This is a genomic window from Aquimarina celericrescens, from assembly GCF_042682765.1.
In the GTDB taxonomy this organism is placed as follows: Bacteria; Bacteroidota; Bacteroidia; order Flavobacteriales; family Flavobacteriaceae; genus Aquimarina; species Aquimarina celericrescens.
On sequence record NZ_JBHUHY010000016.1, the window covers coordinates 144,086 to 167,405 of the forward strand.

Annotated in this window: 23 protein-coding genes; 19 read left to right on the forward strand and 4 right to left on the reverse strand. The window is 34.6% G+C overall.

The window, feature by feature from the left end; genetic code table 11:
* The first annotated feature begins 254 nt into the window (after window positions 1-254).
* Window positions 255-545 (forward strand): hypothetical protein, encoded by a 291-nt coding sequence (locus tag ACFSJT_RS15655; RefSeq protein ID WP_378321260.1) that lies wholly within the window; start codon window positions 255-257, stop codon window positions 543-545.
* A gap of 55 nt (window positions 546-600) precedes the next feature.
* Window positions 601-1,563 carry a sodium-dependent bicarbonate transport family permease gene (locus tag ACFSJT_RS15660; protein WP_378321261.1) on the forward strand — a complete coding sequence of 321 codons (963 nt, stop codon included), beginning with the start codon at window positions 601-603 and terminating at the stop codon, window positions 1,561-1,563.
* Between the two features lie 428 nt (window positions 1,564-1,991).
* Here the strand turns inward: ACFSJT_RS15660 and ACFSJT_RS15665 are convergent, their stop codons facing one another.
* Window positions 1,992-2,915: a LysR family transcriptional regulator gene (locus ACFSJT_RS15665; protein ID WP_378321262.1), complete on the reverse strand. Its 924-nt coding sequence runs from the start codon at window positions 2,913-2,915 to the stop codon at window positions 1,992-1,994.
* Window positions 2,916-3,017: 102 nt separating this feature from the next.
* Between ACFSJT_RS15665 and ACFSJT_RS15670 the strand changes: the two genes are divergently transcribed.
* From ACFSJT_RS15670 to ACFSJT_RS15720, 11 genes are all read left to right on the forward strand, one after another.
* Entirely contained in the window at window positions 3,018-3,797 is a 780-nt protein-coding gene (locus ACFSJT_RS15670) for a prohibitin family protein (RefSeq protein WP_378321263.1), read from the forward strand.
* A 29-nt stretch (window positions 3,798-3,826) separates the two neighbouring features.
* Window positions 3,827-4,063 (forward strand): hypothetical protein, encoded by a 237-nt coding sequence (locus ACFSJT_RS15675; RefSeq protein ID WP_378321264.1) that lies wholly within the window; start codon window positions 3,827-3,829, stop codon window positions 4,061-4,063.
* Between the two features lie 218 nt (window positions 4,064-4,281).
* Window positions 4,282-4,584, forward strand: a complete 303-nt coding sequence (locus ACFSJT_RS15680; protein WP_378321266.1) for an HPF/RaiA family ribosome-associated protein — start codon at window positions 4,282-4,284, stop codon at window positions 4,582-4,584.
* A gap of 360 nt (window positions 4,585-4,944) precedes the next feature.
* Entirely contained in the window at window positions 4,945-5,433 is a 489-nt protein-coding gene (locus tag ACFSJT_RS15685) for a c-type cytochrome (RefSeq protein WP_378321267.1), read from the forward strand.
* A gap of 30 nt (window positions 5,434-5,463) precedes the next feature.
* The gene (locus ACFSJT_RS15690) at window positions 5,464-7,155 is read left to right on the forward strand and encodes a GMC oxidoreductase (RefSeq protein ID WP_378321268.1); all 1,692 of its coding nucleotides are present in this window, start codon (window positions 5,464-5,466) and stop codon (window positions 7,153-7,155) included.
* Window positions 7,156-7,165: 10 nt separating this feature from the next.
* A complete protein-coding gene (locus tag ACFSJT_RS15695) occupies window positions 7,166-7,804 on the forward strand; it encodes a gluconate 2-dehydrogenase subunit 3 family protein (protein ID WP_378321270.1) in 639 nt (212 codons plus the stop codon).
* A gap of 16 nt (window positions 7,805-7,820) precedes the next feature.
* Window positions 7,821-8,813: a sugar phosphate isomerase/epimerase family protein gene (locus tag ACFSJT_RS15700; protein WP_378321271.1), complete on the forward strand. Its 993-nt coding sequence runs from the start codon at window positions 7,821-7,823 to the stop codon at window positions 8,811-8,813.
* 13 nt (window positions 8,814-8,826) lie between these two features.
* Window positions 8,827-10,056: a nucleoside permease gene (locus tag ACFSJT_RS15705; RefSeq protein ID WP_378321272.1), complete on the forward strand. Its 1,230-nt coding sequence runs from the start codon at window positions 8,827-8,829 to the stop codon at window positions 10,054-10,056.
* Between the two features lie 4 nt (window positions 10,057-10,060).
* Window positions 10,061-11,206 carry a Gfo/Idh/MocA family protein gene (locus ACFSJT_RS15710; RefSeq protein ID WP_378321273.1) on the forward strand — a complete coding sequence of 382 codons (1,146 nt, stop codon included), beginning with the start codon at window positions 10,061-10,063 and terminating at the stop codon, window positions 11,204-11,206.
* A 127-nt stretch (window positions 11,207-11,333) separates the two neighbouring features.
* Window positions 11,334-12,386 (forward strand): sugar phosphate isomerase/epimerase family protein, encoded by a 1,053-nt coding sequence (locus tag ACFSJT_RS15715; protein ID WP_378321274.1) that lies wholly within the window; start codon window positions 11,334-11,336, stop codon window positions 12,384-12,386.
* A gap of 22 nt (window positions 12,387-12,408) precedes the next feature.
* The gene (locus ACFSJT_RS15720; protein ID WP_378321275.1) at window positions 12,409-13,203 is read left to right on the forward strand and encodes a 3-keto-disaccharide hydrolase; all 795 of its coding nucleotides are present in this window, start codon (window positions 12,409-12,411) and stop codon (window positions 13,201-13,203) included.
* A gap of 141 nt (window positions 13,204-13,344) precedes the next feature.
* Here the strand turns inward: ACFSJT_RS15720 and ACFSJT_RS15725 are convergent, their stop codons facing one another.
* Window positions 13,345-14,235, reverse strand: a complete 891-nt coding sequence (locus tag ACFSJT_RS15725) for a DUF6607 family protein (protein ID WP_378321276.1) — start codon at window positions 14,233-14,235, stop codon at window positions 13,345-13,347.
* Window positions 14,236-14,419: 184 nt separating this feature from the next.
* Here ACFSJT_RS15725 and ACFSJT_RS15730 point away from each other — a divergent pair, with 184 nt between their 5' ends.
* The 5 genes from ACFSJT_RS15730 to ACFSJT_RS15750 all read left to right on the forward strand — a co-directional run bounded on the left by ACFSJT_RS15730 (window position 14,420) and on the right by ACFSJT_RS15750 (window position 20,045).
* Window positions 14,420-16,450 (forward strand): TonB-dependent receptor plug domain-containing protein, encoded by a 2,031-nt coding sequence (locus ACFSJT_RS15730; RefSeq protein ID WP_378321277.1) that lies wholly within the window; start codon window positions 14,420-14,422, stop codon window positions 16,448-16,450.
* A gap of 18 nt (window positions 16,451-16,468) precedes the next feature.
* Window positions 16,469-17,104: an HmuY family protein gene (locus ACFSJT_RS15735; RefSeq protein ID WP_378321278.1), complete on the forward strand. Its 636-nt coding sequence runs from the start codon at window positions 16,469-16,471 to the stop codon at window positions 17,102-17,104.
* The gene (locus ACFSJT_RS15740; RefSeq protein WP_378321279.1) at window positions 17,101-17,550 is read left to right on the forward strand and encodes a DoxX family membrane protein; all 450 of its coding nucleotides are present in this window, start codon (window positions 17,101-17,103) and stop codon (window positions 17,548-17,550) included. Before ACFSJT_RS15735 ends, ACFSJT_RS15740 begins: the two co-directional genes overlap by 4 nt.
* 286 nt (window positions 17,551-17,836) lie before the next feature.
* Complete coding sequence (locus ACFSJT_RS15745) at window positions 17,837-19,027, forward strand: hypothetical protein (RefSeq protein ID WP_378321281.1); 1,191 nt, start codon at window positions 17,837-17,839, stop codon at window positions 19,025-19,027.
* A gap of 4 nt (window positions 19,028-19,031) precedes the next feature.
* Window positions 19,032-20,045 carry a metal-dependent hydrolase gene (locus ACFSJT_RS15750; RefSeq protein WP_378321283.1) on the forward strand — a complete coding sequence of 338 codons (1,014 nt, stop codon included), beginning with the start codon at window positions 19,032-19,034 and terminating at the stop codon, window positions 20,043-20,045.
* Window positions 20,046-20,111: 66 nt separating this feature from the next.
* Here ACFSJT_RS15750 and ACFSJT_RS15755 read toward each other — a convergent pair whose 3' ends face one another.
* Window positions 20,112-20,612, reverse strand: a complete 501-nt coding sequence (locus ACFSJT_RS15755) for a DUF1761 domain-containing protein (protein WP_378321284.1) — start codon at window positions 20,610-20,612, stop codon at window positions 20,112-20,114.
* A gap of 51 nt (window positions 20,613-20,663) precedes the next feature.
* Window positions 20,664-21,269, reverse strand: coding sequence for a LysE family translocator (locus tag ACFSJT_RS15760; protein WP_378321285.1), 606 nt, complete (start codon window positions 21,267-21,269; stop codon window positions 20,664-20,666).
* A 136-nt stretch (window positions 21,270-21,405) separates the two neighbouring features.
* Between ACFSJT_RS15760 and ACFSJT_RS15765 the strand changes: the two genes are divergently transcribed.
* Window positions 21,406-23,319, forward strand: coding sequence for a DUF294 nucleotidyltransferase-like domain-containing protein (locus ACFSJT_RS15765; RefSeq protein WP_378321286.1), 1,914 nt, complete (start codon window positions 21,406-21,408; stop codon window positions 23,317-23,319).
* The last annotated feature ends 1 nt before the right edge of the window (window position 23,320 follow it).

Consider the following 23,320-nt stretch of genomic DNA (forward strand, 5'->3'; position numbering starts at 1 on the left):
TCTCAATTTTGTCGAAAATAATAAAAGATGAAATTGTACAGATCCATTATCAAGAAGAATAAGAGAACTAACTCCAAGACAACTTTTTCTGCTATTGTCGGAATAGGTATTGTAAGTACTTTTCTAATATTGTCCTATTTAAACAATCATTTATTTATGGACAAACTAATAGTATCTGCCTTTATTTTGGCTTGTATTTTAGGATTGAAAATTTTAAACGAATCAAACTTTAAATAATTATTAAAATGGAAGTAATGACTAAAACACAACAACACGTTAAACTTATCGAAGGAACATTTACACCTTCTGAAGCTGCTGACATCTTAATTTCAATGATCAGTAAAAAAATAAACTTTCACAAGCTTCAAAGACTAAGTGCTCTAGAACAATATTGTGATGATAATACCGTACATCTTGACGACCGTATAGAACAATTAAAAAGGGCAGAAGAAGAAACAAAAGCATTGATTGTAAATGCCAGAAATGAAGGATATCAATTAAAAATAAACGGATCTGTCGAGATTGAATTAATCAAAAACGATTAATTATTTCATTAATCGACAGTCATAAATTTTTGATTACGTACCCTTAAAGCAATATATGGATTTACATTTATTGATTGACAATCTTACTAATCCTGCTCTCCTTTTTTTCTTTTTAGGAATCGTTTCGGTAAGATTTAAAAGTGATTTAGAAATACCCCCTAACTCCTCCAAATTCATATCACTATATCTTCTTTTATCAATTGGTTTCAAAGGAGGACAAGAATTATCTCATAGTGACTTAGACCTTGAAATTATATGGTCACTGTTATTTGGTATTCTGTTAGCATTAGTAGTTCCGATTTATTCTTACTTTATATTACGAAGAAAATTCAGCGTCTATAACGCCGGAGCAATAGCGGCGGCCTACGGATCTGTAAGTGCAGTTACTTTTGTTACTGCAATTTCTTTTCTGGAAATCGAACAAATAGAATTTGGTGGACATATGGTGGCAGTCATGGCATTGATGGAAGCTCCTTCTATTATGGTAGGAGTACTTCTAATGTCTATCTATAATAAAGACAAAAATGATAAGATACCCATGAGCAAAGTCGTGAAACATTCTTTAACTAATGGTAGCGTCTTACTGATTTTAGGAAGTCTTATAATAGGTTTTATGGCCAGTGAACAACAAGCTGAAGGCATCAAACCTTTTACAACTGATATTTTTAAAGGATTTCTCGCTGTATTTTTATTAGACATGGGAATTACTAGTGGTAAAAAACTTTCTGCTTTTCTCAAGAAAGGATGGTTTGCCTTAATATTTGCTATAATTATTCCTTTGGTCAATGGTTCTATAGTTTCTTTTCTAAGTTCGACTTTTACAGATAATGTGGGAAACCGTTTTCTTTTTGCCATCTTAGCGGCCAGTGCTTCTTATATTGCAGTTCCGGCAGCTATGAGAATAGCTGCTCCAAAAGCAAATCCCGGATTGTATTTACCCATGGCATTAGCTATAACATTTCCATTTAATATAACCCTTGGAATGCCTTTTTACCTCTATCTCATACAAATGTTTTAATGTAGCAATATAATCGACAAATAATTTTCACTATTCATAATAATGAAAACTGGTATACAGAGAAGTCCTAAAAATTTATATAAATTTTAAATTATAAAAGTACTCTTAGGTATGAAATTTGAAGATAAACATTGTGTGATGTACAGACATACATTACACAATGTTTATGAATAATCGGCCCAAACCCCAACTGAAATGCCTCTCTTCAAAAAGAATACCCCAAACTCTTTAATCAAATGTGATTACTTGTATAGGATCGTTATTTCGAAACTTCCGGTCTTCAACAGAATTAATTATTGTGAATCTTTATTATATAGAACAAAAAATGATTTATATGATTCTACATGCTTAATTAAAAAAAGAAGACTTAAAAAACTACTACATGCCACAGAGAAAGAACTAAAGAAATTAAATAAAGGCCACGTTGATTAATTTTGTTCGTAGCCTTCAAAGTTGTTTTTCATAATCGTTTCTTTTTCTACCTCTAGATACTCTAAAAATGCATTTGCAGCAAGAGAAAACTTTTTATTCTTTAACCAAATAAGATTCCAATTTGATTTTATAGGAAATCCTTTAACTGGGATAATTTGCAAACGACCAGCACTCAATTCATTTCGTATCCCAATCAATGGCATAATGGAGTATCCCAGTCCAGCCAGGACAGCTTGTTTTACAGCTTCGTTAGAAGTAAGCTCCATTTTCTTTCTTACGGGTAGACTATTCTTTTCGATAAACTTTTCCATAGTATGTCTTGTACCCGACCCAGGTTCGCGGTAAATTAATGGCAATTTTGTGAATATAGATTTATCATACATCTTCTTTTTAAACTTTTCCTTTGTATTGCCTACAAGATATAATTGATTTTCCATTAATTCGGTCTTTTCAATTTGTAAATTGGTGGGCAACACAGATACTAGAGAAAAATCCACATTGTTTTTTTCAAGGCTTTGTATAACTTTGGCTTTATTGGTTACATCAAGGATTAAATCGATTCCCTCATGTTTTTTGATGAAATCAGATAAAAAATAGGGCATAACATATTTCCCTGTAGAAACTACAGAAATCTTCAGTACTCCAGACAATTGCCCCTGATAAGCCATGGTTTTATAATTGATCTCCTTTACTTCTTCTAAAATCCTTTCTGCAGCAACAGCAATTTCCTTCCCAAAATCTGTGATGTATAATTTTCTACCGATTACCTCTGTAAGAGGAATTGGAAATTGACCCTGAAAGTTTCTCAATTGTATCGATACTGCCGGTTGTGTGAGATGTAGTTCTTCAGAAGCCTTCGTAATGCTTTGTTTCTCTGCTATCTTTAAAAAGATCTGTAGTTGATGTAAAGTATAATGCATAATATTTATTTATGTAAATCATAATAAAGATAAATAAAAATATATGAATATTCTTTAATAAATTTATAAAAAAAGCAATAGTTCAACTTAAATCACACATAAATGAAAACAAAAATTTTCTTATTAATTGGAGTACTTATCCTATGTACAAACTGTGCTGTCATTAGACCAGGAGAAGCAGGTGTTAGACAAACACTCGGTAAGTTTTCGGATAAGGTCTCTACACAAGGCACTATATTTTATAACCCTTTTACGAGTAAGGTCATAAAAGAATCCACACAGACCAATAACATTAAGCTTATATTGAGTTTACCAAGTAAGGAAGGGTTAAGCGTTAACTCAGAAATTTCAATTTTATATCGCTTACAACTAGATAAAATCCCCTCTGTGCTAGAAAATTTAGGTCAAGGATATGAGTCAATCATCACTAGCGTTTTTAGATCTGCATCTTCAGACGTATGCGCACAATTTTTTGCCAAAGACATGCACTCAGGAATGCGGGCCAAAATAGAAGAAGAGATCAAAATGAAAATGAAAGAAAACCTCGAAAAACAAGCAGATGGCATCGAGTTAATTGCAGTTTTAATGAAAAGTATTCAATTACCTAGGGGTCTGGCCAATTCTATAGAACGAAAATTACAGGCAGAACAAGATGCAATGCGAATGGAATTTGTTATCCAACAGGCAAGATTAGAGGCCGATAGGAAAATAATTGATGCAGAAGGAGAACGGGATGCTCAAAAAATATTAGCCGAAGGGTTAACCGAAGAGATCATCAAAATAAGAAGCATAGAGGCATTTAATGAATTATCAAAATCTCAAAATAGCAAAGTGATCATCACCGATGGTAAAACCCCATTATTGATCGAAACCGATGAGTAAATACAAGTGTTAATCTAAAATTTTTAATTATGGAATTATTAATAGAACAAGCCAAAAAATTTCAAAGAAAGAAAATATCACACATGAGTACTAGCGATAGAGTTTCTGCTTCTAGAGAAGCTAAAGAGCTGGTTCTTAAAATCAATGAAATATACAAGAAAAATAAAGATCCCAAACTTATGGAAATCATGAAATCTATCACCAATAAAAAACGTAAAACTGAAAAACGACTAAAAGGATTGATTAGCACCTTACAGCATTTATAAATTCTATCAATTCAAATCAAACCACATGTAAAGATAGAGTTTGAACTAAATAATGTATACTTAGATACTGCGGTCAAAAAATTCTTTACTTGTGATTTGTACTAAAAATAGTAGTTATCTTATACCATATAGAAACAGGAAAAGTAGCGTTTCTGAATTAGATAATTCAAATTTATTTAAAACTAGAAATTGGAAAAATAACCATAAAAAACAAACGTATGAAAACCATTTTCGAATACACCAATGTAACAGCAAGCGACCGATTAGAGTCATTTACAATCAAAAAAATGAAAAAAATCTTTGATCAATATCCATTCGTGATACGCGGAGACGTATTCTTCAAAAAGGAAAATAAAAATAATGAAAAAGGTCATATATGCGGGATACGACTAAGTGCTCCCGGACCACGTTTGTATGCTTCATCAGACGAAAAAAACTTCGAAAATGCTATAAGTAACACAATTGACGATTTAAAGGATCAACTTCAAAAACGGAAAATGAAACTCTATAAATCTGCATAATATTTATAAAATCTTCAAAAAAACCCTATTTGCATAATAATGAATATCAGTTTTTATGCAAATAGGGTTGTATATATAGGATATTTTCAAAAAAACGAGTTCTTAATGTGTTATTACATCTTGAATACGCAACCTATTTTATTTAAGGAATAGTTAATTGTTTTGTTAAAACAAAAATAAACTTCTTATATTTAACTGTTATTATTCAAAAGCTAACATTTCACATTTATAAAGTCATTGTTAAATGGCTTATGGCTTAACTTAAAAGTCAGAGAGTACCCGAATTTAATCATAGAGCCACACTATGTTTATTTTCAGATAATTATTAGTACGGTAAAATGTTAAAACAAACCATCTTACATGAAAACAATCTCTATTTGTTTAGTCCTTATGTGCTCTGTACTATTTAGTAATTGTGCAGAACAAAAAAAATCAAACAATGAATCTATATCCATTGGTAAAAAGAAGGAAAAACCAATATCAACAAAAGAAGATTCTACAGTACCTGTTATGCTGGACAATAAAGGTATAGGCCCCATAACTTCAATTACTTTTGAAAGTGAGATTGATCAAAATCTGGCAAAGAAAGGGGCTGAGTTATTTAAGTCTAAATGTACAGCTTGTCATAAGGTAAAACAAAGATTTATTGGACCACCAATGGTCGGGATTTACGAAAAGCGAAGTCCAGAATGGGTGATGAATATGATTATGAACCCTGCTGAGATGCTGGAGAAAGACCCTGTTGCCAAGGCTTTGCTAAAAAAATACAATAACACCATCATGATCAATCAAAATATACCTGAAGAAGAAGCACGGGCAATGGTAGAATGGTTCAGAACCTTAGAATAATAGAAATCACTCAAAAATCGATAAAAATACATGAAAAAAGAACCGCAATACGATGCTATAGTCGTAGGAACAGGAATAAGTGGCGGCTGGGCTGCCAAAGAACTTTGTGAAAAAGGGTTGAAAACACTAGTTTTAGAACGTGGACGAATGGTACGCCATATCGAAGACTACACAACTATGAATGATGACCCCTGGGATGCTGAGTTCAAAGGTCAACCTACCAGAGAAGAAGTGGCCGAACAAGAAAAACAACATCGTACCGGATATGTAACCGCCAAAGAACATCGTCACTTTTTTGTAAATGACCTTAAGCACCCCTATAATGAAACGAAACGTTTTGACTGGATTAGAGGATATCACGTCGGGGGAAGATCATTAATGTGGGGGCGTCAAAGTTATCGATTAAGTGATATCGATTTTGAAGCAAATAAAAAAGAAGGAATTGCTGTAGACTGGCCGGTGCGTTATAATGACATCGTCCCCTGGTACGATAAAGTCGAAGATTTTATTGGAGTTAGTGGTGAAAAATTAGGACTGGAACAACTACCCGACGGACAATTTCTGCCACCCATGGAGCTTAATTGTGTAGAGGAGCATTTAAAATCAAATATTGCAGAAAATTATGAAGATCGATTACTAACCATTGGAAGAACAGCACACATTACCGGTACAAAAACTTTCGAAGGCCGTATGAATTGCCAGTATCGAAATCGCTGTATGCGAGGCTGTCCTTTTGGTGCTTACTTTAGTAGTAACTCCTCGACCTTGCCTGCTGCAGAACGAACGGGTAACATGACACTACGTCCCAACTCTATTGTTCATCAGGTAATTTATGATGATAAAACAGGCAAAGCTACTGGTGTAAAAGTAATTGATGCCGAAACCAAAGAAACGTTCGAGTTCACTGCTAAGGTTATTTTTCTATGTGCCTCTGCTATTGCCTCGGCAAGTATCCTGATGCAATCAAAATCAGACCGTTTTCCAAACGGAATGGGGAATGACAGCAATGAATTAGGTCATAATATCATGGATCATCATTTTAAAGCCGGTGCTATTGCCACTTTTGATGGTTTTGAAGATAAATATTATAAAGGACGAAGGCCTAATGGTTTATACATTCCCCGTTTCAGAAATATTGGTGGTGAAACCGATCAAAAAACGTTTAAACGAGGATACGGGTATCAAGGAGGAGCTTCTCGAAGCGACTGGAGAGAAACCATTGCAGAATTAGGGTATGGGGCAGCACTAAAAGAGAGTATTTTAAAACCGGGGAAATGGAGAATAGGACTAATGGGCTTTGGTGAATGTTTACCCTATCATGAAAACAAGATGACATTGGATTATGAGAAACTAGACGAGTGGGGATTACCAACGATAACTTTTGATGCAGAATTTAAAGAAAATGAACTCGCCATGCGCAAAGATATGGTTACTCAAGCCATGGAAATGCTTAAAAAATCTGGTTTTAAAGATATTGAACCCTGGGATGACATCGGCGCTCCTGGACTGGGTATTCATGAAATGGGAACGGCCCGAATGGGTAAAGATCCCAAAACATCTGTCTTAAATGAAAACAATCAGATTCATGCAGTACCCAATGTTTATGTGACCGATGGTTCTTTTATGACTTCTGCAAGTTGTGTAAATCCATCTCTCACGTATATGGCATTTACTGCCAGAGCTGCAGAACATGCTGCCAAACAAATTCAAACAAACGCCTAATCCCATACCTATGATAAACAGACGACAAGCCCTAAAAAATATCGGATTATCAGTCGGATATATAGCTGCAACCCCAACTATTCTAAGCGTACTACAGAGTTGTACGAGCGAAATAAAACTAGATTGGGTTCCTCAATTACTTTCAGAAGATGAAGCAAAAATATTAGACCAACTTGTTGACCTAATAATTCCTGAAACTGATATTCCTGGTGCAAAATCTCTTAATGTACCGATGTTTATCGATAAATATATGAATGAGGTTGCCAAAAAAGAAGAAGCAGCAATGTTCAAAAGATCAGCAGGTCTTGTTCTAGAAGAACTAGGTGTAAACGAAGACAGGCCTGTTAAAAAAATAAAGATCGAAGAATATGATGCCTTGTTATCAAAATATCTTAAATCTACGAAAGAACAACAAGAAACCTATAATAGAGAAGTAGCGCAAATTAAAAGCCTGAAAGATTTCGAAAGTTTATCTAATGAAGTTAGTATTTTTTCATTTCTGAGTGCGGTAAGAGATTTATCTATTTGGGGGTTTAAAACCAGTGAAGAAATCGGAGAAAACGTATTGGCCTATGCTCCCGTACCTGGTGAACAAATTGGATGCGATTCTCTGGAAAAACTAACTGGCGGAAAAGCCTGGTCACTATAAACTTATAATTTAAATCATGCGAAAAATCATCATATCAGGTCTTATTATCGCTCTTTTCTTAAGTTCCTGTAAAAATAATACTGCTGAAAAATCAGAAATTGAAAAAGAAGAATCAACTGTGGAAACCAATGAAAAAGAAACCAAACCATTTTTCAAACTTTCACTAGCTCAGTGGTCGCTTCATCAAGCTATACTTTCTGGCGAAATGAACCCCATGGACTTTGCTCAAAAAGCCAAAGAACTTGGTTTTGAAGGTGTCGAATATGTTAATCATCTCTATAAAAAAGAATTAGAAAAGGATCCAGATCCAAAAAAAGCTATGCAGGTACTTCTGGAGTCTTTAAAAGCAAAAAGTCAAGAACATAATATTCAAAACCTAATTATTATGGTGGACGGCGAAGGTGATCTGGCTGTCACAGATGAAAAAAAACGAAATCAAGCAGTAGAAAATCATAAAAAATGGGTCGATGCCGCTCAATTTTTAGGATGTCACTCGATACGTGTTAATCTCTTCGGTACAAATGATCAGAAACTATGGGTTGATGCATCGGTTGATGGTTTAAGCAAGCTATCAGAGTATGCTGCTCCCAAGAATGTAAATATTATAGTAGAAAATCATGGATATCTTTCTTCAAATGCTTCCTTATTAATAGCAGTTATGCAAAAGGTAAATCAACCAAATTGTGGTACACTCCCAGATTTTGGAAATTTCTGCCTAGAAAGAGAAGGAGGTGCTCGTTGGGGTGGAAAATGTATTAAAGAATACCCAAAATATCAAGGTGTAGAAGAAATGATGCCTTATGCTAAAGCCGTAAGTGCAAAATCTTATGATTTTGACGCAGAAGGAAATGAGACTACTATTGACTATAGAAAAATGCTGGAAATCATTAAAAAATCAGGGTATCATGGTTTTATTGGTGTAGAGTACGAAGGAAAACAACTCAATGAAATTGAAGGTATTAAAGCTACTCGTGATTTATTATTAAATGCAGCAAAACAACTTAACTAACCCATATCCTTTTATGAAAACCACAACTCAGGTACAATTGTCCTTAATGATGTTTTTAGAATTTTTCATTTGGGGAGGTTGGTTTGTAACTTTGGGCATATATCTACCAAATACCTTAAAAACTACCGGGGGTGAAACTGCTATGGCCTACTCTACCCAATCATGGGGAGCGATTATCGCACCTTTTATTATCGGACTCATAGCCGACCGCTTTTTTAATGCAGAACGAATATTAGGTATATTACATCTCATCGGAGCATTTTTAATGTACCAAATGGCAAATGCTACCGACTTTGGGATATTCTATCCTTATGTATTAGGCTACATGATTGCTTATATGCCAACATTAGCCTTAGTAAACTCTGTATCATTTAATCAAATGAATGACCCTGCTAAACAATTTTCATTTGTACGTGTATTTGGTACCATTGGCTGGATCGTAGCTGGTTTGGTGATAAGTTATGCTTTTCATTGGGATTCTGAAGCAGGAGTTGCCAGCGGAATGCTAAAAAATACTTTTTTAATGACATCTGTAGCATCACTAGTACTTGGGGTTTTTAGTTTTACATTACCTAAAACACCCCCAAAGGTCAGTAGAGATCAAAAGATTAGTATTTCTGATATTTTGGGGTTAGATGCATTAAAGCTTTTAAAGGATAGAAACTTTTTGTTCTTTTTCCTTGCTTCCATATTAATATGTATTCCCTTAGCTTTTTATTATCAACATGCAGGTCAATTTTTAGGTGAAATTGGAGTGTCTAATCCGGCTGCGAAGATGACTATTGGCCAAGCTTCCGAAGTGATTTTTATGTTGCTCCTCCCCTTTTTCTTTAAAAAGTTTGGTTTCAAAAAAACTCTTTTAGTAGGTATGCTTGCCTGGACACTACGATATTTGCTATTTGCTTATGGAAATTCGGGCGAATTAGCTTTCATGTTGATTATCGGGATTGCATTACATGGTATTTGCTATGATTTCTTTTTTGTGTCAGGGCAAATATATACCGATAGCAAAGCAGGAGAAAAATTTAAAAGTGCCGCACAAGGATTAATAACTTTAGCTACTTATGGACTAGGGATGTTAATCGGTTTTTATGTTGCCGGTAAAATAACAGATGCGAATTTGATTTCAGAAGGACAACACGATTGGAATCATATCTGGATTTTTCCTGCAATTTTTGCAGCAGTAGTACTACTACTTTTTGCAATTTTCTTCAAAAATGAAAAAATAGAATATAAAAAATGAAAATATGACCCGACTGAAAATGGGAATGGTCGGTGGAGGAATTGGTTCTTTCATCGGAGACGTACATAGAAAAGCTGCCAGTATCGATGGAATGATCGATTTGGTATGTGGTGCATTTTCAAGTAGTGAAGAAAAAAGTATCGCTTCCGCGGAAGCGTTGGGTATCCCAAAAAACAGAGCGTATGGTAGCTTTGAACAAATGATCAAAGCAGAAGCACAACTACCCGAAGCAGAACGTATGGATTTTGTTGCGATTGTAACCCCTAACCACATGCATTTTCCTCCCGCGAAAATGGCTCTCGAACAAGGATTTCATGTAATTTGTGACAAACCGGTCACATTAACTTTGGATGAAGCCATAGCACTGGAAAAAATAGTGCGATCTACGGGAAAAGTTTTTGCATTAACGCACAACTATACTGGATACCCCATGGTAAAACAGGCAAAGGCCATGATTGCGAAAGGAGATTTAGGAACTATTCGCAAGATCAATGTACAGTATTTGCAAGGTTGGTTAGCCACTTCGCTTGAAAAAACCGGCCAGAAACAGGCCGCATGGCGCGTTGATCCAAAAAAATCCGGAATTGGTGGCGCATTAGGAGATATAGGAACCCATGCAGAAAATTTGGCTGAATACATTACTGGACTCCGGATTGAAGAATTGGCGGCAGATGTTACTGCATTTGGAGAAGGAAGAATACTTGACGACGATGGCAATGTTTTACTTCGTTTTGAGAACGGTGCCAAGGGAACCATGACATTCTCACAAATTGCAACCGGTGAGGAAAATAATTTAGGTATTAGAATATATGGAACTAAAGGAAGTGTAGCATGGTATCAAGAAAATCCTAATGAATTGGTAGTTCGTTGGCTCGACAAGCCCAAACAAATATTTACTCCCGGAGGAAACGGTGGATATCCTGAAGCTTCAGAGTATACGAGAATTCCTGCTGGCCACCCGGAAGGATATCTTGAAGCTTTTGCGACGATATATAGAAGCTTTGCAAAAGAAGTGAATCAAATAAAAGCTGGAAAAAGCCCTTCAACTTCGGCCGATTTCCCAACAATAAAAGATGGTGTTAGAGGAATGAAATTTATTTATGCGGCTGTAGAAAGCAGTAAAAACAACGCTACTTGGATAAAAATTTAATAATAAAGTACCAAAGGTTTCCTCTCCCTTGAGGGAGAGGATTAAGGTGAGGGTGTTCTAAGAAAATCTCCTCATCCTAACCTTCTCCCCAGGAGAAGGGACTTCAAGCTATAAAAAAACTAATTGCATGAAAACAATCAAAGGCCCTGCCGTATTTCTAGCTCAATTTATGGATGATAAAGCTCCATTTAATTCTTTAGATGGATTATGCAAATGGGCATCTGACTTGGGTTATAAAGGTATTCAAATTCCTACCTGGGAAACAAGATTAATAAACCTGGACAAAGCTGCCGAAAGTCAAACGTATTGTGACGAATTAAAAGGTAAAATTGCCGATTACGGATTAGAAATAACCGAATTATCAACACATTTGCAGGGACAATTAGTCGCTGTGCATCCTGCTTATGATACAATGTTCGATAATTTTGCGCCAGATGATTGTAAAAATAATCCAAAAAGGCGAACAGAATGGGCGGTGCAACAAGTAATGAATGCTGCCAAGGCCAGTCAAAGGTTAGGAATTAACGTTCATGCAACATTTTCAGGAGCTTTACTTTGGCATACGATGCACCCATGGCCACAGAGACCGACAGGTTTAGTAAAAATGGGGTTTGAAGAACTCGCTAAACGATGGTTGCCTATTCTTAATCATTTTGATACTCATGGAGTCGATGTATGCTATGAAATTCATCCGGGGGAAGATCTTCATGATGGTGTTACTTTTGAACGTTTTTTGGAAGCCACTAATAATCATAAACGAGTAAACATCTTATATGATCCGAGCCATTTTGTGCTGCAGCAATTAGATTACATCGAATATATTGATCACTATCACGAGTTTATTAAAGCTTTTCATGTGAAGGATTCTGAATTTAATCCTACAGGAAAAAAAGGAGCTTTTGGAGGATATAGTGATTGGATCGATAGAGCCGGAAGATATCGTTCTCCGGGCGATGGGCAAGTAGATTTCAAAACCATATTTTCTAAACTTACCCAGTACGGTTGCGATATATGGGCGGTGATGGAATGGGAATGTTGTATAAAATCACCCGAACAAGGAGCTAAAGAAGGTGCCCCATTTATAAAAAATCATATTATAGAGGCTACAGAAAAAGCTTTTGATGATTTTGCCGGAGCAGATATTGATAAAGAACAACTAAAGAAAATTTTAGGACTGTAACTAACTAAAACCAATAATCAGAATGAAGAAATTAAATTATCTTTTTTGTCTAATCATGATCACTTTTTCATGTAAACAAAAAATTGAAATCACTAAAGTTGAAAAAGAAGAGGTTACAAAAGATATACAATCAGAAAAAGAGATTACAGATCCAACAGCAACTGAAGTTTGGGAACCAGAACCAAAGGTAATCTCATTTAATAATAACAATGTACCTTCTGATGCAATTGTACTATTTGATGGTACTGACTTAAAAGCATGGGTTTCTGCTAAGGACAGCATATCCCCTGCTAGCTGGACAGTACATCCTGATAAAACAATGACAGTGAAGCCAGGATCCGGAGATATCCAAACGAAGCAGAATTTTGGTAGTATTCAATTACATCTGGAATGGAGTGCCCCCGATATTATACAAGGTGAAGGACAGGGTCGAGGAAATAGCGGAGTTTTCTTTCAAAACAAATACGAAGTGCAAATTCTGGATAGTTATCAGAATAGAACGTATGCAAACGGGCAAGCTACCTCAATTTACAAACAGCACATTCCGTTAGCTAATGCTACCAAAGCTCCTGATCAATGGCAAACATATGATATTATTTTTCATCAACCAGAGTTTGATGGAGAGGGCAATAAAACTAAATCTGGAACTTTTACTGTTATTCATAATGGAGTGCTGGTACAAGACCATGTTGAAATTCTAGGTACTACCGAGTATATTGGCCCTCCTAAAAATCCTGCCCATGGTAAAGGGCCAATTAAACTACAAGATCACGGTAATTTAGTACAGTATCGTAATATTTGGGTGAGGGAGTTATAAATGGAATGGTCTCAAAAAAATATTTGGATTATGGTGATTGCAGCTGCAATCACCATAATCGGATTAATCACCGGGTGGTACCTTTTTATTTTTATGGTCTTTCCGTTAGGGTTTCTTTTTAAGAAAAAGAAGTAATATCCCTTATTCTTGTAAGAATTTCTCTACGACCTCGGCTATGTCTTTTTGTTTTGTTTTCGCATCCATTCCAAATAAAAATTCATATAAGCGTTTATCGTTCACCGATTTTTTAAGAGAAAGATCAGTATTTCTATCATAAATTTCGTCCCACTCACTACGTACAGCAGCCCAAAACTTTTGATTTTCTTTCCACCAGGTTTTGGCTAACGTACATTTCTCATCTTCGACTTTGGTATAAATATTATATCCCTTTTCTTTTGCCAATAAAACATCTTCTTGTCCGTCTTTTCTAATCACTTTATCATTATCCTGTTCATGTACCCATCCATAATTGGTGATTTCTTGCTTATTACCGCGTACCATCACATTGTAATCATTGCGCTTGGTATACTCACGCCTTGGTAATGGAGCATCGGTTTTATTCTCCCAATAGTGACGACCATCAACGTGCACCCAAGTCGCTGATCCCGAATATCTTGGACTATCGTCTACCTGGTATACTTTTTGTGTCCATTGTCCCTTTACCTGTTCCCGTTTAAGAGAAGTATGTTTCCATAAATTGTCTTTAAAATAATGATGTACATCTGTATTTTCATATAACCAATCTTGCCGCCAATGTTTTACAATCATAGAATCTCTTACAATTAATAAATGTTGAATCGATAATTTATCGTCCTCGTCAACAATTAATTCTGCCCATTCGAGACCGCCCGAGACATAATCCTTTGATTTTTCATATCCCTCTTTTGGAGAAAAAGTTTCAGAATATTTAAAGGTCACTTCATAACAACCACACATAGATTTAATCGCTTTGATGTCCTTTTGCTTCTTATCTCCTTGGGCATTTATGGCCGATGAAGCAAGCACTAAAAGAAGAATACTAAAGTTTTTCATTTTCATTTTTAAGATGATTTATAGGTTAAAAATTGGTTCAAAAATAATTAAATTTATTTAGATTTAATAAAAATAAGATTTATATATTTGTCGGCACACACGATTATTTAGAATTAATATAAATAATATGATTAGGGCTTTATTTATCTCACTACTCTTACAATCAAAATTTTACGGTCAAGAAATGATAGCTAAAAAAGCTTTAGACTCTATACCATCTCAACAACTGGAAGAAGTAATAATTAGTGCAACACGTACCGAAAGACAGTTGTCTTCTCTTCCACTTCCAGTTAGTTTAATAGCTAAAAAACAAATCATAAATACTGGCACTATTCGACTAAATGAAATTTTAAACGAGCAAACCGGTATTATTACCACTTCTGATGAAAGTGGTTTTGAGGGAATCCAAATGCAGGGTATTAGTTCAGATTACATTATGATTTTAATCGATGGAGTACCGCTTATAGGTCGAAGTGCAGGAAATCTTGATTTAAGCAGGCTCTCTGTAGGTAATATTAAACAGATTGAAGTGGTTAAAGGCCCTTCTTCAAGCCTTTTTGGATCTGAAGCCCTAGGTGGAATCATTAATATCATTACTGAATCACCCAATGAAGATTTTCAAGGTAACATTTCTCATAGAATCGCTTCCTTTAATACACAAGACAGCAATCTTACCATGAAACAACGAATAAATAAGTTGAGGTATAACTTTTTTGTTAATCGACTTTTTAGTGAGGGTTATGATCTTAGGCCAGATACTCCCGGACAAACAGTAAATCCTTTCGAAAATTATACGTTTCAAGGGAAAGTCTGGTATGAGTTCAGTGACAACCTCTCCATTTTTGCATCGGGTAGATACTATTTTCAGGATCAGGATCTTAGTTTGTTTTTTGATGATACTACTTTTGAAGGCACTAGTGATCTTAATGAGATGAACGCTCAAATCAGACTCGACCATTTACCTTCATCAGCACTAAAAATACAATACGAATTATATTACACCAACTATAAAGCTTCAGAACTATTAACCGATCCCATTAACATTACTATTTTATCCCAAAGTAGTTTTGATCAACATCTCTTTCGTCCAGAAGTTCGAGGTACCTATTCTTTCAAACCAAAAAATGACGTTACCCTTGGCATGGGATGGAATAATGAGCGATTAAACCGTACTTTCTTTGATCAAGAAGTACAGTTTAATGCTCAATACGCCTTTGCACAATATGACTTTCATCCATTGAACAATCTAAATATCATCATTGGTGCACGATTTGACAATCATAGCGAGTATCAATCTCAATTCAGTCCCAAAGTCTCCTTTAAATATGATCTTACTACAAACCTTTCTATAAAAACATCTACTGGATATGGCTATAAAGCACCCGATTTCAGACAACTGTACTTCGATTTTACAAACTCTGCCGTTGGATATACCGTTCTTGGATATAATGTCACAGTTGCCAAACTTCAGGAATTAGTAAATCTTGATCAAATTGCTGATATAGTCGTTGATCCTAATGACCTTACTGATCCCTTAAAACCCGAAAATTCTATTGGTTTCAATTTTGGTTTTACGTACAAGGATAAAAAATTCCTTTTGGAAACAAATTACTTCAGAAACGAAATTGAAAACCTCATCGACACCCGGGTCATTGCAAGAAAAACAAATGGCCAAAATGTTTTTAGTTATACTAATTTCAACACCGTTTTTACTACTGGACTAGAAATTAATACTCAATATAAACTCACTAAACATATCAATATTCAAGGTGGTTATCAATTATTGTACGCCAGGGATAAAGATGTATTAGACAGATTAGAAAAAGGAGAGTTCTTTGCCCGTAACCCTGAGACCTTAGAAACCTTAAGATTACAAAAATCGGATTATTTTGGATTATTAAACCGATCCAGACACACCATTAACTTCAAGTTATTTTGTGACATTCCTGACTTGAATGCAAATATGAGTTTACGCATAAATTATAGAAGCAAATATGGCCTCCTAAATAATACTGAAGGAGGAAATGACATACTTGATATTTATGACCCCTTTGTTCAAGGATATGCAGTAACCAATGTAACCCTTACAAAAACTTTTTACGATCGTTATACGCTTCAGACTGGGGTGAATAACCTTTTTGACTATACCGATATACAAAACATCCCAAATCTTGCAGGAAGACAAGTCTATGGAAAAATAAATATTCAATTTTAATTATAAATCACAATCAATATGAAAACCTTCAAACCCATTATTTTATTACTTATTATGCTATTCGCTACAGCATGCAGTAGCGATGATGATTCGGCAACGGTTACCGATCCTGTAGTGTCTCAAAGATTTAGTAATCTTCATGCGCCACAAACTGGCGGTCAGGGACAACCTGTGGGCGGCACATTTACCAAGTTCGACTTCTCTACAGGGCAAATTACCACCAGCGAAACGGAATGGGATATTGCTTTTAGAGGAACTACTATTGCTATTAATGGCGGATCTGTTACCGGAACCAAAGATGAACCCCTACGAAACGGGAATGTAGCTGCCTTGCTTATGACCGATACTTTTAATGACGTTAAAGAAGTGCCTGAAACATCAGAGTTCCTTCAGGACTCTGATGGAGCTTTTGCCATACCTACAGGAAGTGGAAATGGATGGTACAATTATAATTTTCAGACCAATATAGTGTCCCCAATTGCTGGTAAAATTTTAGTGTTTAGAACTAGAAATAATAGATACGCCAAATTAGAAATCCTTAGTTATTATAAAGACGCTCCAACTTCTCCTGACCCGACCTTAAACGAAGGAAGATATTATACATTTAACTATGTCTATAACCCTAATGAAGGAGACAAAAATTTAGAACTATGAATAAAATTATAAGCATCTTCTTTATTATTCTTCGTTTAGGTTTGGGAGGAATGATGATCTATGGTGGCATTCAAAAGTTTCAGAAGCCAAATCCAACTCCAAATGAAGTCATACAAAAAGCTTCAAAATTTCAGGAACCTGATCAAGAAAATACCTTACAAAAGATTTTGTATATCAACGGAATGAAACAGACCGGTTATTTTTGGCAAATTTTAGGAATATGCGAATTACTATTTGGTTTACTACTGGTGATACAAGGCACTAGCCTGATAGGTGCATTATTTTTGTTGCCCATAACGCTGCATATTTTCCTGTTTCATTTATTTTTAGAATCTGATGAAATTGGAGAGCTGATAACAACTGGAGGATATTTAACAGTGAATATTTTGTTAGTGACCAAAGAATACAAAAAATGGAAAGACCTACTTTGGATCTCTTTCAAATAAGTCCAAAAAGGATCGCTAAAAGCCAAAATCATTAGCATAAGAAACTAATGATTTTGGCTTTAATTATTATCAATAATATTCAAAGTTTTATGACATACTTAAAAATTCCAAAAAAATTAATACTATTTCATCGATACTGTGACCCGCTTAAGGATGGAAAATTGAGTACTTTATTCGATCATACCTGACTTATTCAGTTGGTCAATCTGATAACAATCAAAAATAAATGTAACTTTGGGGATAAACAGACGACTTATATACTACTTGAATAGTCTGAAAGGGATCAATGCTTGAAAAAATAAAAAATAGGTGTAAAACCAAATCTTTGCGATATGCATATTTCAATCATACCAATGATATTCCTGTAAAGGATTGGAATAGGGTAAATCGGAATAATTTAATTTTTTTATCACTCGATTACCTAAAAGCTTTGGAGAATACTATTTCCGAGGCTATAAAATCTAAATATATCTTGTTTTATGATAAGGAGGTTCCGGTAGCATTAGCCATTGCACAGCTCATAAAATTTAATCCTGCAGAGTTAGAAATTCAGGAATTCCCTTGTAAAATCAATGATACCATAAAAAATACGTTGCTCAAAAACCTTGAAGTTAAAGCATTGGTGTGTGGAAATATCTTTTCTTGTGGAGAGCATGGCTTTATATATGATGCTAAACGTCTAGATGCTAAGCAGGCGTTTGAAAATTTATCGAATGCTTTGCTCCAAATTAGAAAATCTGAAAATTCTAACAAACCATCTTTTATATTACTTAAAGAATTTTGGCCAGAATCTTTTGAAACTAGTGATTATATAAAGGAATATGATTTTAAGGAGTTTAAAATCGATGTTAATATGGTGCTACCCATTCATGCTAGCTGGGATACTTTTGAGGATTATCTGGCAAGTATGCGTACAAAATTTAGAACTCGAGCTAAAAAAGTGTTTCAAAAATCTGAAAAGATTATAGTACAGGATTTTACCCCTGAGGATATTAAAACATATCAAGAAGAAATCAACAAACTCTATTTATCGGTCATTGAAAAAGCAGATTTTAAGATTGGAAAATTAAATGCTTCTACTTTTAGGCATCTAAAACAAAAACTAGGTGAATTATTTATTTTTAAGGGATATTTCATTGATAAGAGGTTGGTAGGGTTTACTTCATCTTTTATGCTAAGCGATGCCATAGAGGCAAATCACATTGGTATTGATTATAGTTTTAACAAAAAACATGCTATTTATCAAAAAATGCTATATGATTATGTTGACCTAGCCATTACCAAAAAAGTAAAAGCACTTAGATTGGGAAGAACTGCAGAAATTATTAAAAGTAGTGTTGGTGCCAAACCAGTAGAAATGAAACTATATGTTCGTCATGGAAATTCTATTTCTAACACACTTCTAAAACCATTGGTAGAATTAATTTCTCCAAGTGAATATGAAGTTAGAAACCCTTTCAAACTTCAATTAGATTAGTGATATGGATTCGTTAACCCAAATTGTATTAGGAGCTGCCGTTGGAGAAGCCGTTCTCGGAAAAAAAGTAGGTAACAAAGCTATGCTATGGGGAGCAGTAGCTGGAACCATTCCGGATCTTGATGTAGTATCAAAACTTTTTGTAGATACAGTGACGGCAAATGAATTACATCGAGGATTTTCACATTCTATTCTGTTTAGCATTTTGGCTGCACCACTATTGGGTTGGTTGATTTCAAAATTATATAAAAACAAAGAAGCAGATTGGAAAGACTGGACCAAGTTGATGTTTCTGGGGCTTTTCACGCATCCTGTTTTAGACGCATTCACAACCTGGGGAACCCAGCTATTCTGGCCATTAGACTATAAAATAGCCATTAATAATATTTTTGTAGTAGATCCATTATATACAGTCCCTTTTTTAGTATTTGTAATTATAGCCATGTTTTACAAGCGAACGCATCCAAAAAGAAAAAGATATAATAGCTATGGATTATATGTAAGTAGCTCTTATCTCTTAATCACCTTGATGCTACAACAAAGTGCAAAAGCAAATTTTTCGACTAGTTTAGAGAATCAACATATACAATACAATGAAATACAAACTCGTCCTACACCATTAAATAGTGTTTTATGGACAGCCAATATTGAAACTCAAGATTCTTTCTTAATAGGATACTACTCACTATTAGATGAAGATGATCATATTGACTTTTCTGAATTTCCTAAAAATCATCATTTATTAGCCGGTATGAAAGAAGATCCCCTTATTCCTCGACTAATAAAATTAACAGAAGGCTGGTATACTATCGAAAAAACTAATAATAAAATTTTTTTTAATGATCTTCGCTTTGGATTATTAGGTATAGGTCCTGAGGCAAATCGCTTTGTGTTTAGTTATGAGTTATATTATGATAACAATGGAGAACTAACGGCAAAAGAACGTGAACGGGATATGGATGATGCCTCTCCACTATTAAAAAAACTGTTCAACAGAGTGCTTGGAAATAAATCATAACAAAGCTGAATTCTTCCTTTGTTACCTTAGAATTCAGCTTTGCCTAATATTTTATCCCCTTTACCATTATACAAAATGGCATATAACTCCACCCATTAATGCCAGGCATACAGTCCAATATCCAACATTTACTGCAATATATTTAAAGCCTTTTCTTTCAAAAAGAGCATTCGTACCCAATACAGGAAGCACAAAGAATAAGCCCACCACTACTCCATGCAATACGCCATGACCAAAACTTCTATGATTTTGTCCATAAGTTTCCATGTATTGCTGAGAAAACTCATAGGTTTCAGAACCTACTTCATTCCAGGCCGGATCTGCCATAATACTAGAAAAAAAACCATATTGATGTATCACCATTCCCGTGAGCATAGCTGCCAAAAAGAAACTAAAAATATAACTTAGGATAAAGATCAAGGCCATATTGCCTCCTTTTAAATCTTCTGCTGTAAATCCGCATGCATTCATCCATGCGGTTCCAAAAACTTTAGGGTTATACCAAATAAATCCCAAAATCATAGGGACCAATGCCGCAAGGGCAGTAATCAAAAAATTAAATTCCATATTGATTAGTATTAAAGGTTGTTATACCAAATATAAGTAAAATCGGTTTTATCAATAGTGCCAAACAAGATATAATAGCTTGAAAGCCAGTACAATCAAAAGGATTCCGGTTATTCTAAAGAATAGAATCAGGCGTTTTGGGGAAATGAATTTCTTTAATTTTTCAGACAAAAATACCTTTAATACATCTGTAGTAAATATACCCATCAATACAGCAAAAATAAAGACTAATAAAGATTCAGTACTGGAATATTTATGCTTACCATAGTTATAAACCCCTATCCAAACCGCAAATACAAATGGATTAAAAAAATTAACACTGAATCCTTTTAAAAAAAAAGTTCGAAGGTTTCTGGTGTTGATCGAAATATTTGTAGTTATTATGATTTTTTTAATCAAATAATTTACTCCTAAACCGAAAACAATTACACTACCGATACTCCCAATCAAAAATTCATTTTTTTCGATATTAATAAAAGAAGAGAGCCCATAATAACATAGGCCTACACAAATAAAATCACTGAAAATGATACCCAAAGCTACCGCTAGTCCTGCTTTTTTTCCATATTGAAGACTGCTATTCAATAATAAAAAGAATACAGGACCAATGAATATAATCATTCCTAAGCCAATACCATATCCTTCTAAAAATGACATTAAAACGTAAATACCTATTAAATACTGGTAAATATAGAGTAATTTCAAGCTGTAAGAGATTTTCTAATGGATAATTCGAATTAAAAAAATGACAAATCTCATTCTGTTCATATCGACTTTTATCTAAATTAGTACCATGAAGAATACTATTGCCGAAAGAATTTTTGATTTCCTAAAAGACTTCCCTCCTTTTGATGTTCTTCAGAAAGAAGAACTCTACACAATATCAAAAAATGTTAAAGTAGTGTATTTACAAAAAGATCAATATATCTTTAAAACTGACGAAAAGATTCATGATCATTTTTATGTGGTAAAAGATGGTGCTGTAGGTATTTTTAGAGAAGAAGATCATACCCTGGTGGACGAGTGCGATGAAGGGGATATTTTTGGTCTACGAGCTTTGATCAGAAAAGATAATTATATTTTAAGTGCCAAGGCTATCGAGGAAAGTATTTTGTACAGCATATCGTCAGAGTTACTCGAAAAAGTAATTCATACCAATGCTCAGGCCAATAAGTACTTATTGGCAAGCTTTGTCGCTAACATACGAAATCCCTATTCTGGTGAAAGTAAAGACTCTTTATTTACGCAAACAGAAGATCTTCAGAAAAGCACTTCTAACTTAACCGAGGTACAGTCTGCTCAATATTCGAAGAATCCCATCACTTGTACTTTAAATACCTCTATTAAAGAAGCCGCACAGACTATGAGTTCAAATCGTATTGGTTCTATTGTTATTACCAAAGAAGAAAAACCCTTAGGGATTATTACCGATAAAGATTTACGAAATAAAATTGCGACAGGACAATTTCCTATTGAAGATACAGTAAAAAACATCATGTCTGCGCCGGTAATTACATACCCAAAAAATATTACTGTTGCCGAAGCACAAATAGCCATGCTGCAGCATAGCATATCTCATTTATGTATTACCGAGAACGGAACCCTGGACGCCAAACTTGTAGGTATTCTATCTGAACATGATATCGTGGTAATCCATGGTAACAATCCTTCCGTTCTCATTAAGGAGGTAAAACGCTCTAAGACCGCCAAAGATCTTAAATATATTCGTGATAAAGCGCAACAACTACTTGAAGGCTATATTACACAAAATGTCCCGATCTTTTTTATTGCTAAAGTCATTTCGGCAATTAATACTACTATTACACAAAAAGCTATAACATTATCCATAGAAGAAATGGATACCCCTCCACCAACAGAGTATAGTTGGTTAGCCTTAGGAAGTCAAGGCAGAAGAGAACAATTACTACTTACAGATCAGGATAACGCATTAGTATTTGAAAATGTACCCGAAGAGAAGTACTTTCAAACAAAAAATTACTTTCTTTCACTTTCTGATAAAGTTACTCATAAACTGAATACCATTGGTTTCGAATTTTGCCCTGCAAAGATGATGGCTAGCAATCCGCAATGGTGTTTGTCACTAGACGAATGGAAAGAGCAGTTTAATAAATGGATTACGAAACCCGATGCCGATAAAATAATGTTGTGTACTATTTTTTTTGATTATAATCTGGTATTTGGCAATAAAGAATTAGTAAATGAAATGTCTGAAAGTATTTTTGACGCTATCAATACCTATGAGATCTTTCTAAATTTCTTGGGATTAAATGCGTTAAAGAATCCTCCTCCACTTAGCTTTTTTAGACAGTTTTTGGTAGAGCACAGCGGAGAACACAAAGACCAATTTGATATCAAAGCTCGGGCACTCATGCCCCTGGTAGATGCGGCACGTTTACTGATTCTTTCTCATAACATTAAAGATTTTAATAATACGGTTTTACGATACGAAAAATTAGCCGAAGTCGAGCCTCAAAACAAAGATCTATATGTTTCATGCATAGATGCTTTTAACATATTACTTCAGTTTAGAACTCAGCAAGGATTACGACATGGTAATTCAGGAAGGTTTATTGATCTTAAAACCTTAAATAAAACAGATCGACTTAAACTTAAAGGATGTTTTAAACCTATAAAAAACATACAGGAATTAATACAGGTACGTTTCAACTTATCACAACTACTATAAA

Coding starts and splice junctions, on each gene's coding strand:
- ACFSJT_RS15655 (WP_378321260.1), top strand. CDS start 255: ATGACTAAAACACAACAACACGTTAAACTTATCGAAGGAACATTTACA.
- ACFSJT_RS15660 (WP_378321261.1), top strand. CDS start 601: ATGGATTTACATTTATTGATTGACAATCTTACTAATCCTGCTCTCCTT.
- ACFSJT_RS15665 (WP_378321262.1), bottom strand. CDS start 2,915: ATGCATTATACTTTACATCAACTACAGATCTTTTTAAAGATAGCAGAG.
- ACFSJT_RS15670 (WP_378321263.1), top strand. CDS start 3,018: ATGAAAACAAAAATTTTCTTATTAATTGGAGTACTTATCCTATGTACA.
- ACFSJT_RS15675 (WP_378321264.1), top strand. CDS start 3,827: ATGGAATTATTAATAGAACAAGCCAAAAAATTTCAAAGAAAGAAAATA.
- ACFSJT_RS15680 (WP_378321266.1), top strand. CDS start 4,282: ATGAAAACCATTTTCGAATACACCAATGTAACAGCAAGCGACCGATTA.
- ACFSJT_RS15685 (WP_378321267.1), top strand. CDS start 4,945: ATGAAAACAATCTCTATTTGTTTAGTCCTTATGTGCTCTGTACTATTT.
- ACFSJT_RS15690 (WP_378321268.1), top strand. CDS start 5,464: ATGAAAAAAGAACCGCAATACGATGCTATAGTCGTAGGAACAGGAATA.
- ACFSJT_RS15695 (WP_378321270.1), top strand. CDS start 7,166: ATGATAAACAGACGACAAGCCCTAAAAAATATCGGATTATCAGTCGGA.
- ACFSJT_RS15700 (WP_378321271.1), top strand. CDS start 7,821: ATGCGAAAAATCATCATATCAGGTCTTATTATCGCTCTTTTCTTAAGT.
- ACFSJT_RS15705 (WP_378321272.1), top strand. CDS start 8,827: ATGAAAACCACAACTCAGGTACAATTGTCCTTAATGATGTTTTTAGAA.
- ACFSJT_RS15710 (WP_378321273.1), top strand. CDS start 10,061: ATGACCCGACTGAAAATGGGAATGGTCGGTGGAGGAATTGGTTCTTTC.
- ACFSJT_RS15715 (WP_378321274.1), top strand. CDS start 11,334: ATGAAAACAATCAAAGGCCCTGCCGTATTTCTAGCTCAATTTATGGAT.
- ACFSJT_RS15720 (WP_378321275.1), top strand. CDS start 12,409: ATGAAGAAATTAAATTATCTTTTTTGTCTAATCATGATCACTTTTTCA.
- ACFSJT_RS15725 (WP_378321276.1), bottom strand. CDS start 14,235: ATGAAAAACTTTAGTATTCTTCTTTTAGTGCTTGCTTCATCGGCCATA.
- ACFSJT_RS15730 (WP_378321277.1), top strand. CDS start 14,420: ATGATAGCTAAAAAAGCTTTAGACTCTATACCATCTCAACAACTGGAA.
- ACFSJT_RS15735 (WP_378321278.1), top strand. CDS start 16,469: ATGAAAACCTTCAAACCCATTATTTTATTACTTATTATGCTATTCGCT.
- ACFSJT_RS15740 (WP_378321279.1), top strand. CDS start 17,101: ATGAATAAAATTATAAGCATCTTCTTTATTATTCTTCGTTTAGGTTTG.
- ACFSJT_RS15745 (WP_378321281.1), top strand. CDS start 17,837: ATGCTTGAAAAAATAAAAAATAGGTGTAAAACCAAATCTTTGCGATAT.
- ACFSJT_RS15750 (WP_378321283.1), top strand. CDS start 19,032: ATGGATTCGTTAACCCAAATTGTATTAGGAGCTGCCGTTGGAGAAGCC.
- ACFSJT_RS15755 (WP_378321284.1), bottom strand. CDS start 20,612: ATGGAATTTAATTTTTTGATTACTGCCCTTGCGGCATTGGTCCCTATG.
- ACFSJT_RS15760 (WP_378321285.1), bottom strand. CDS start 21,269: ATGTCATTTTTAGAAGGATATGGTATTGGCTTAGGAATGATTATATTC.
- ACFSJT_RS15765 (WP_378321286.1), top strand. CDS start 21,406: ATGAAGAATACTATTGCCGAAAGAATTTTTGATTTCCTAAAAGACTTC.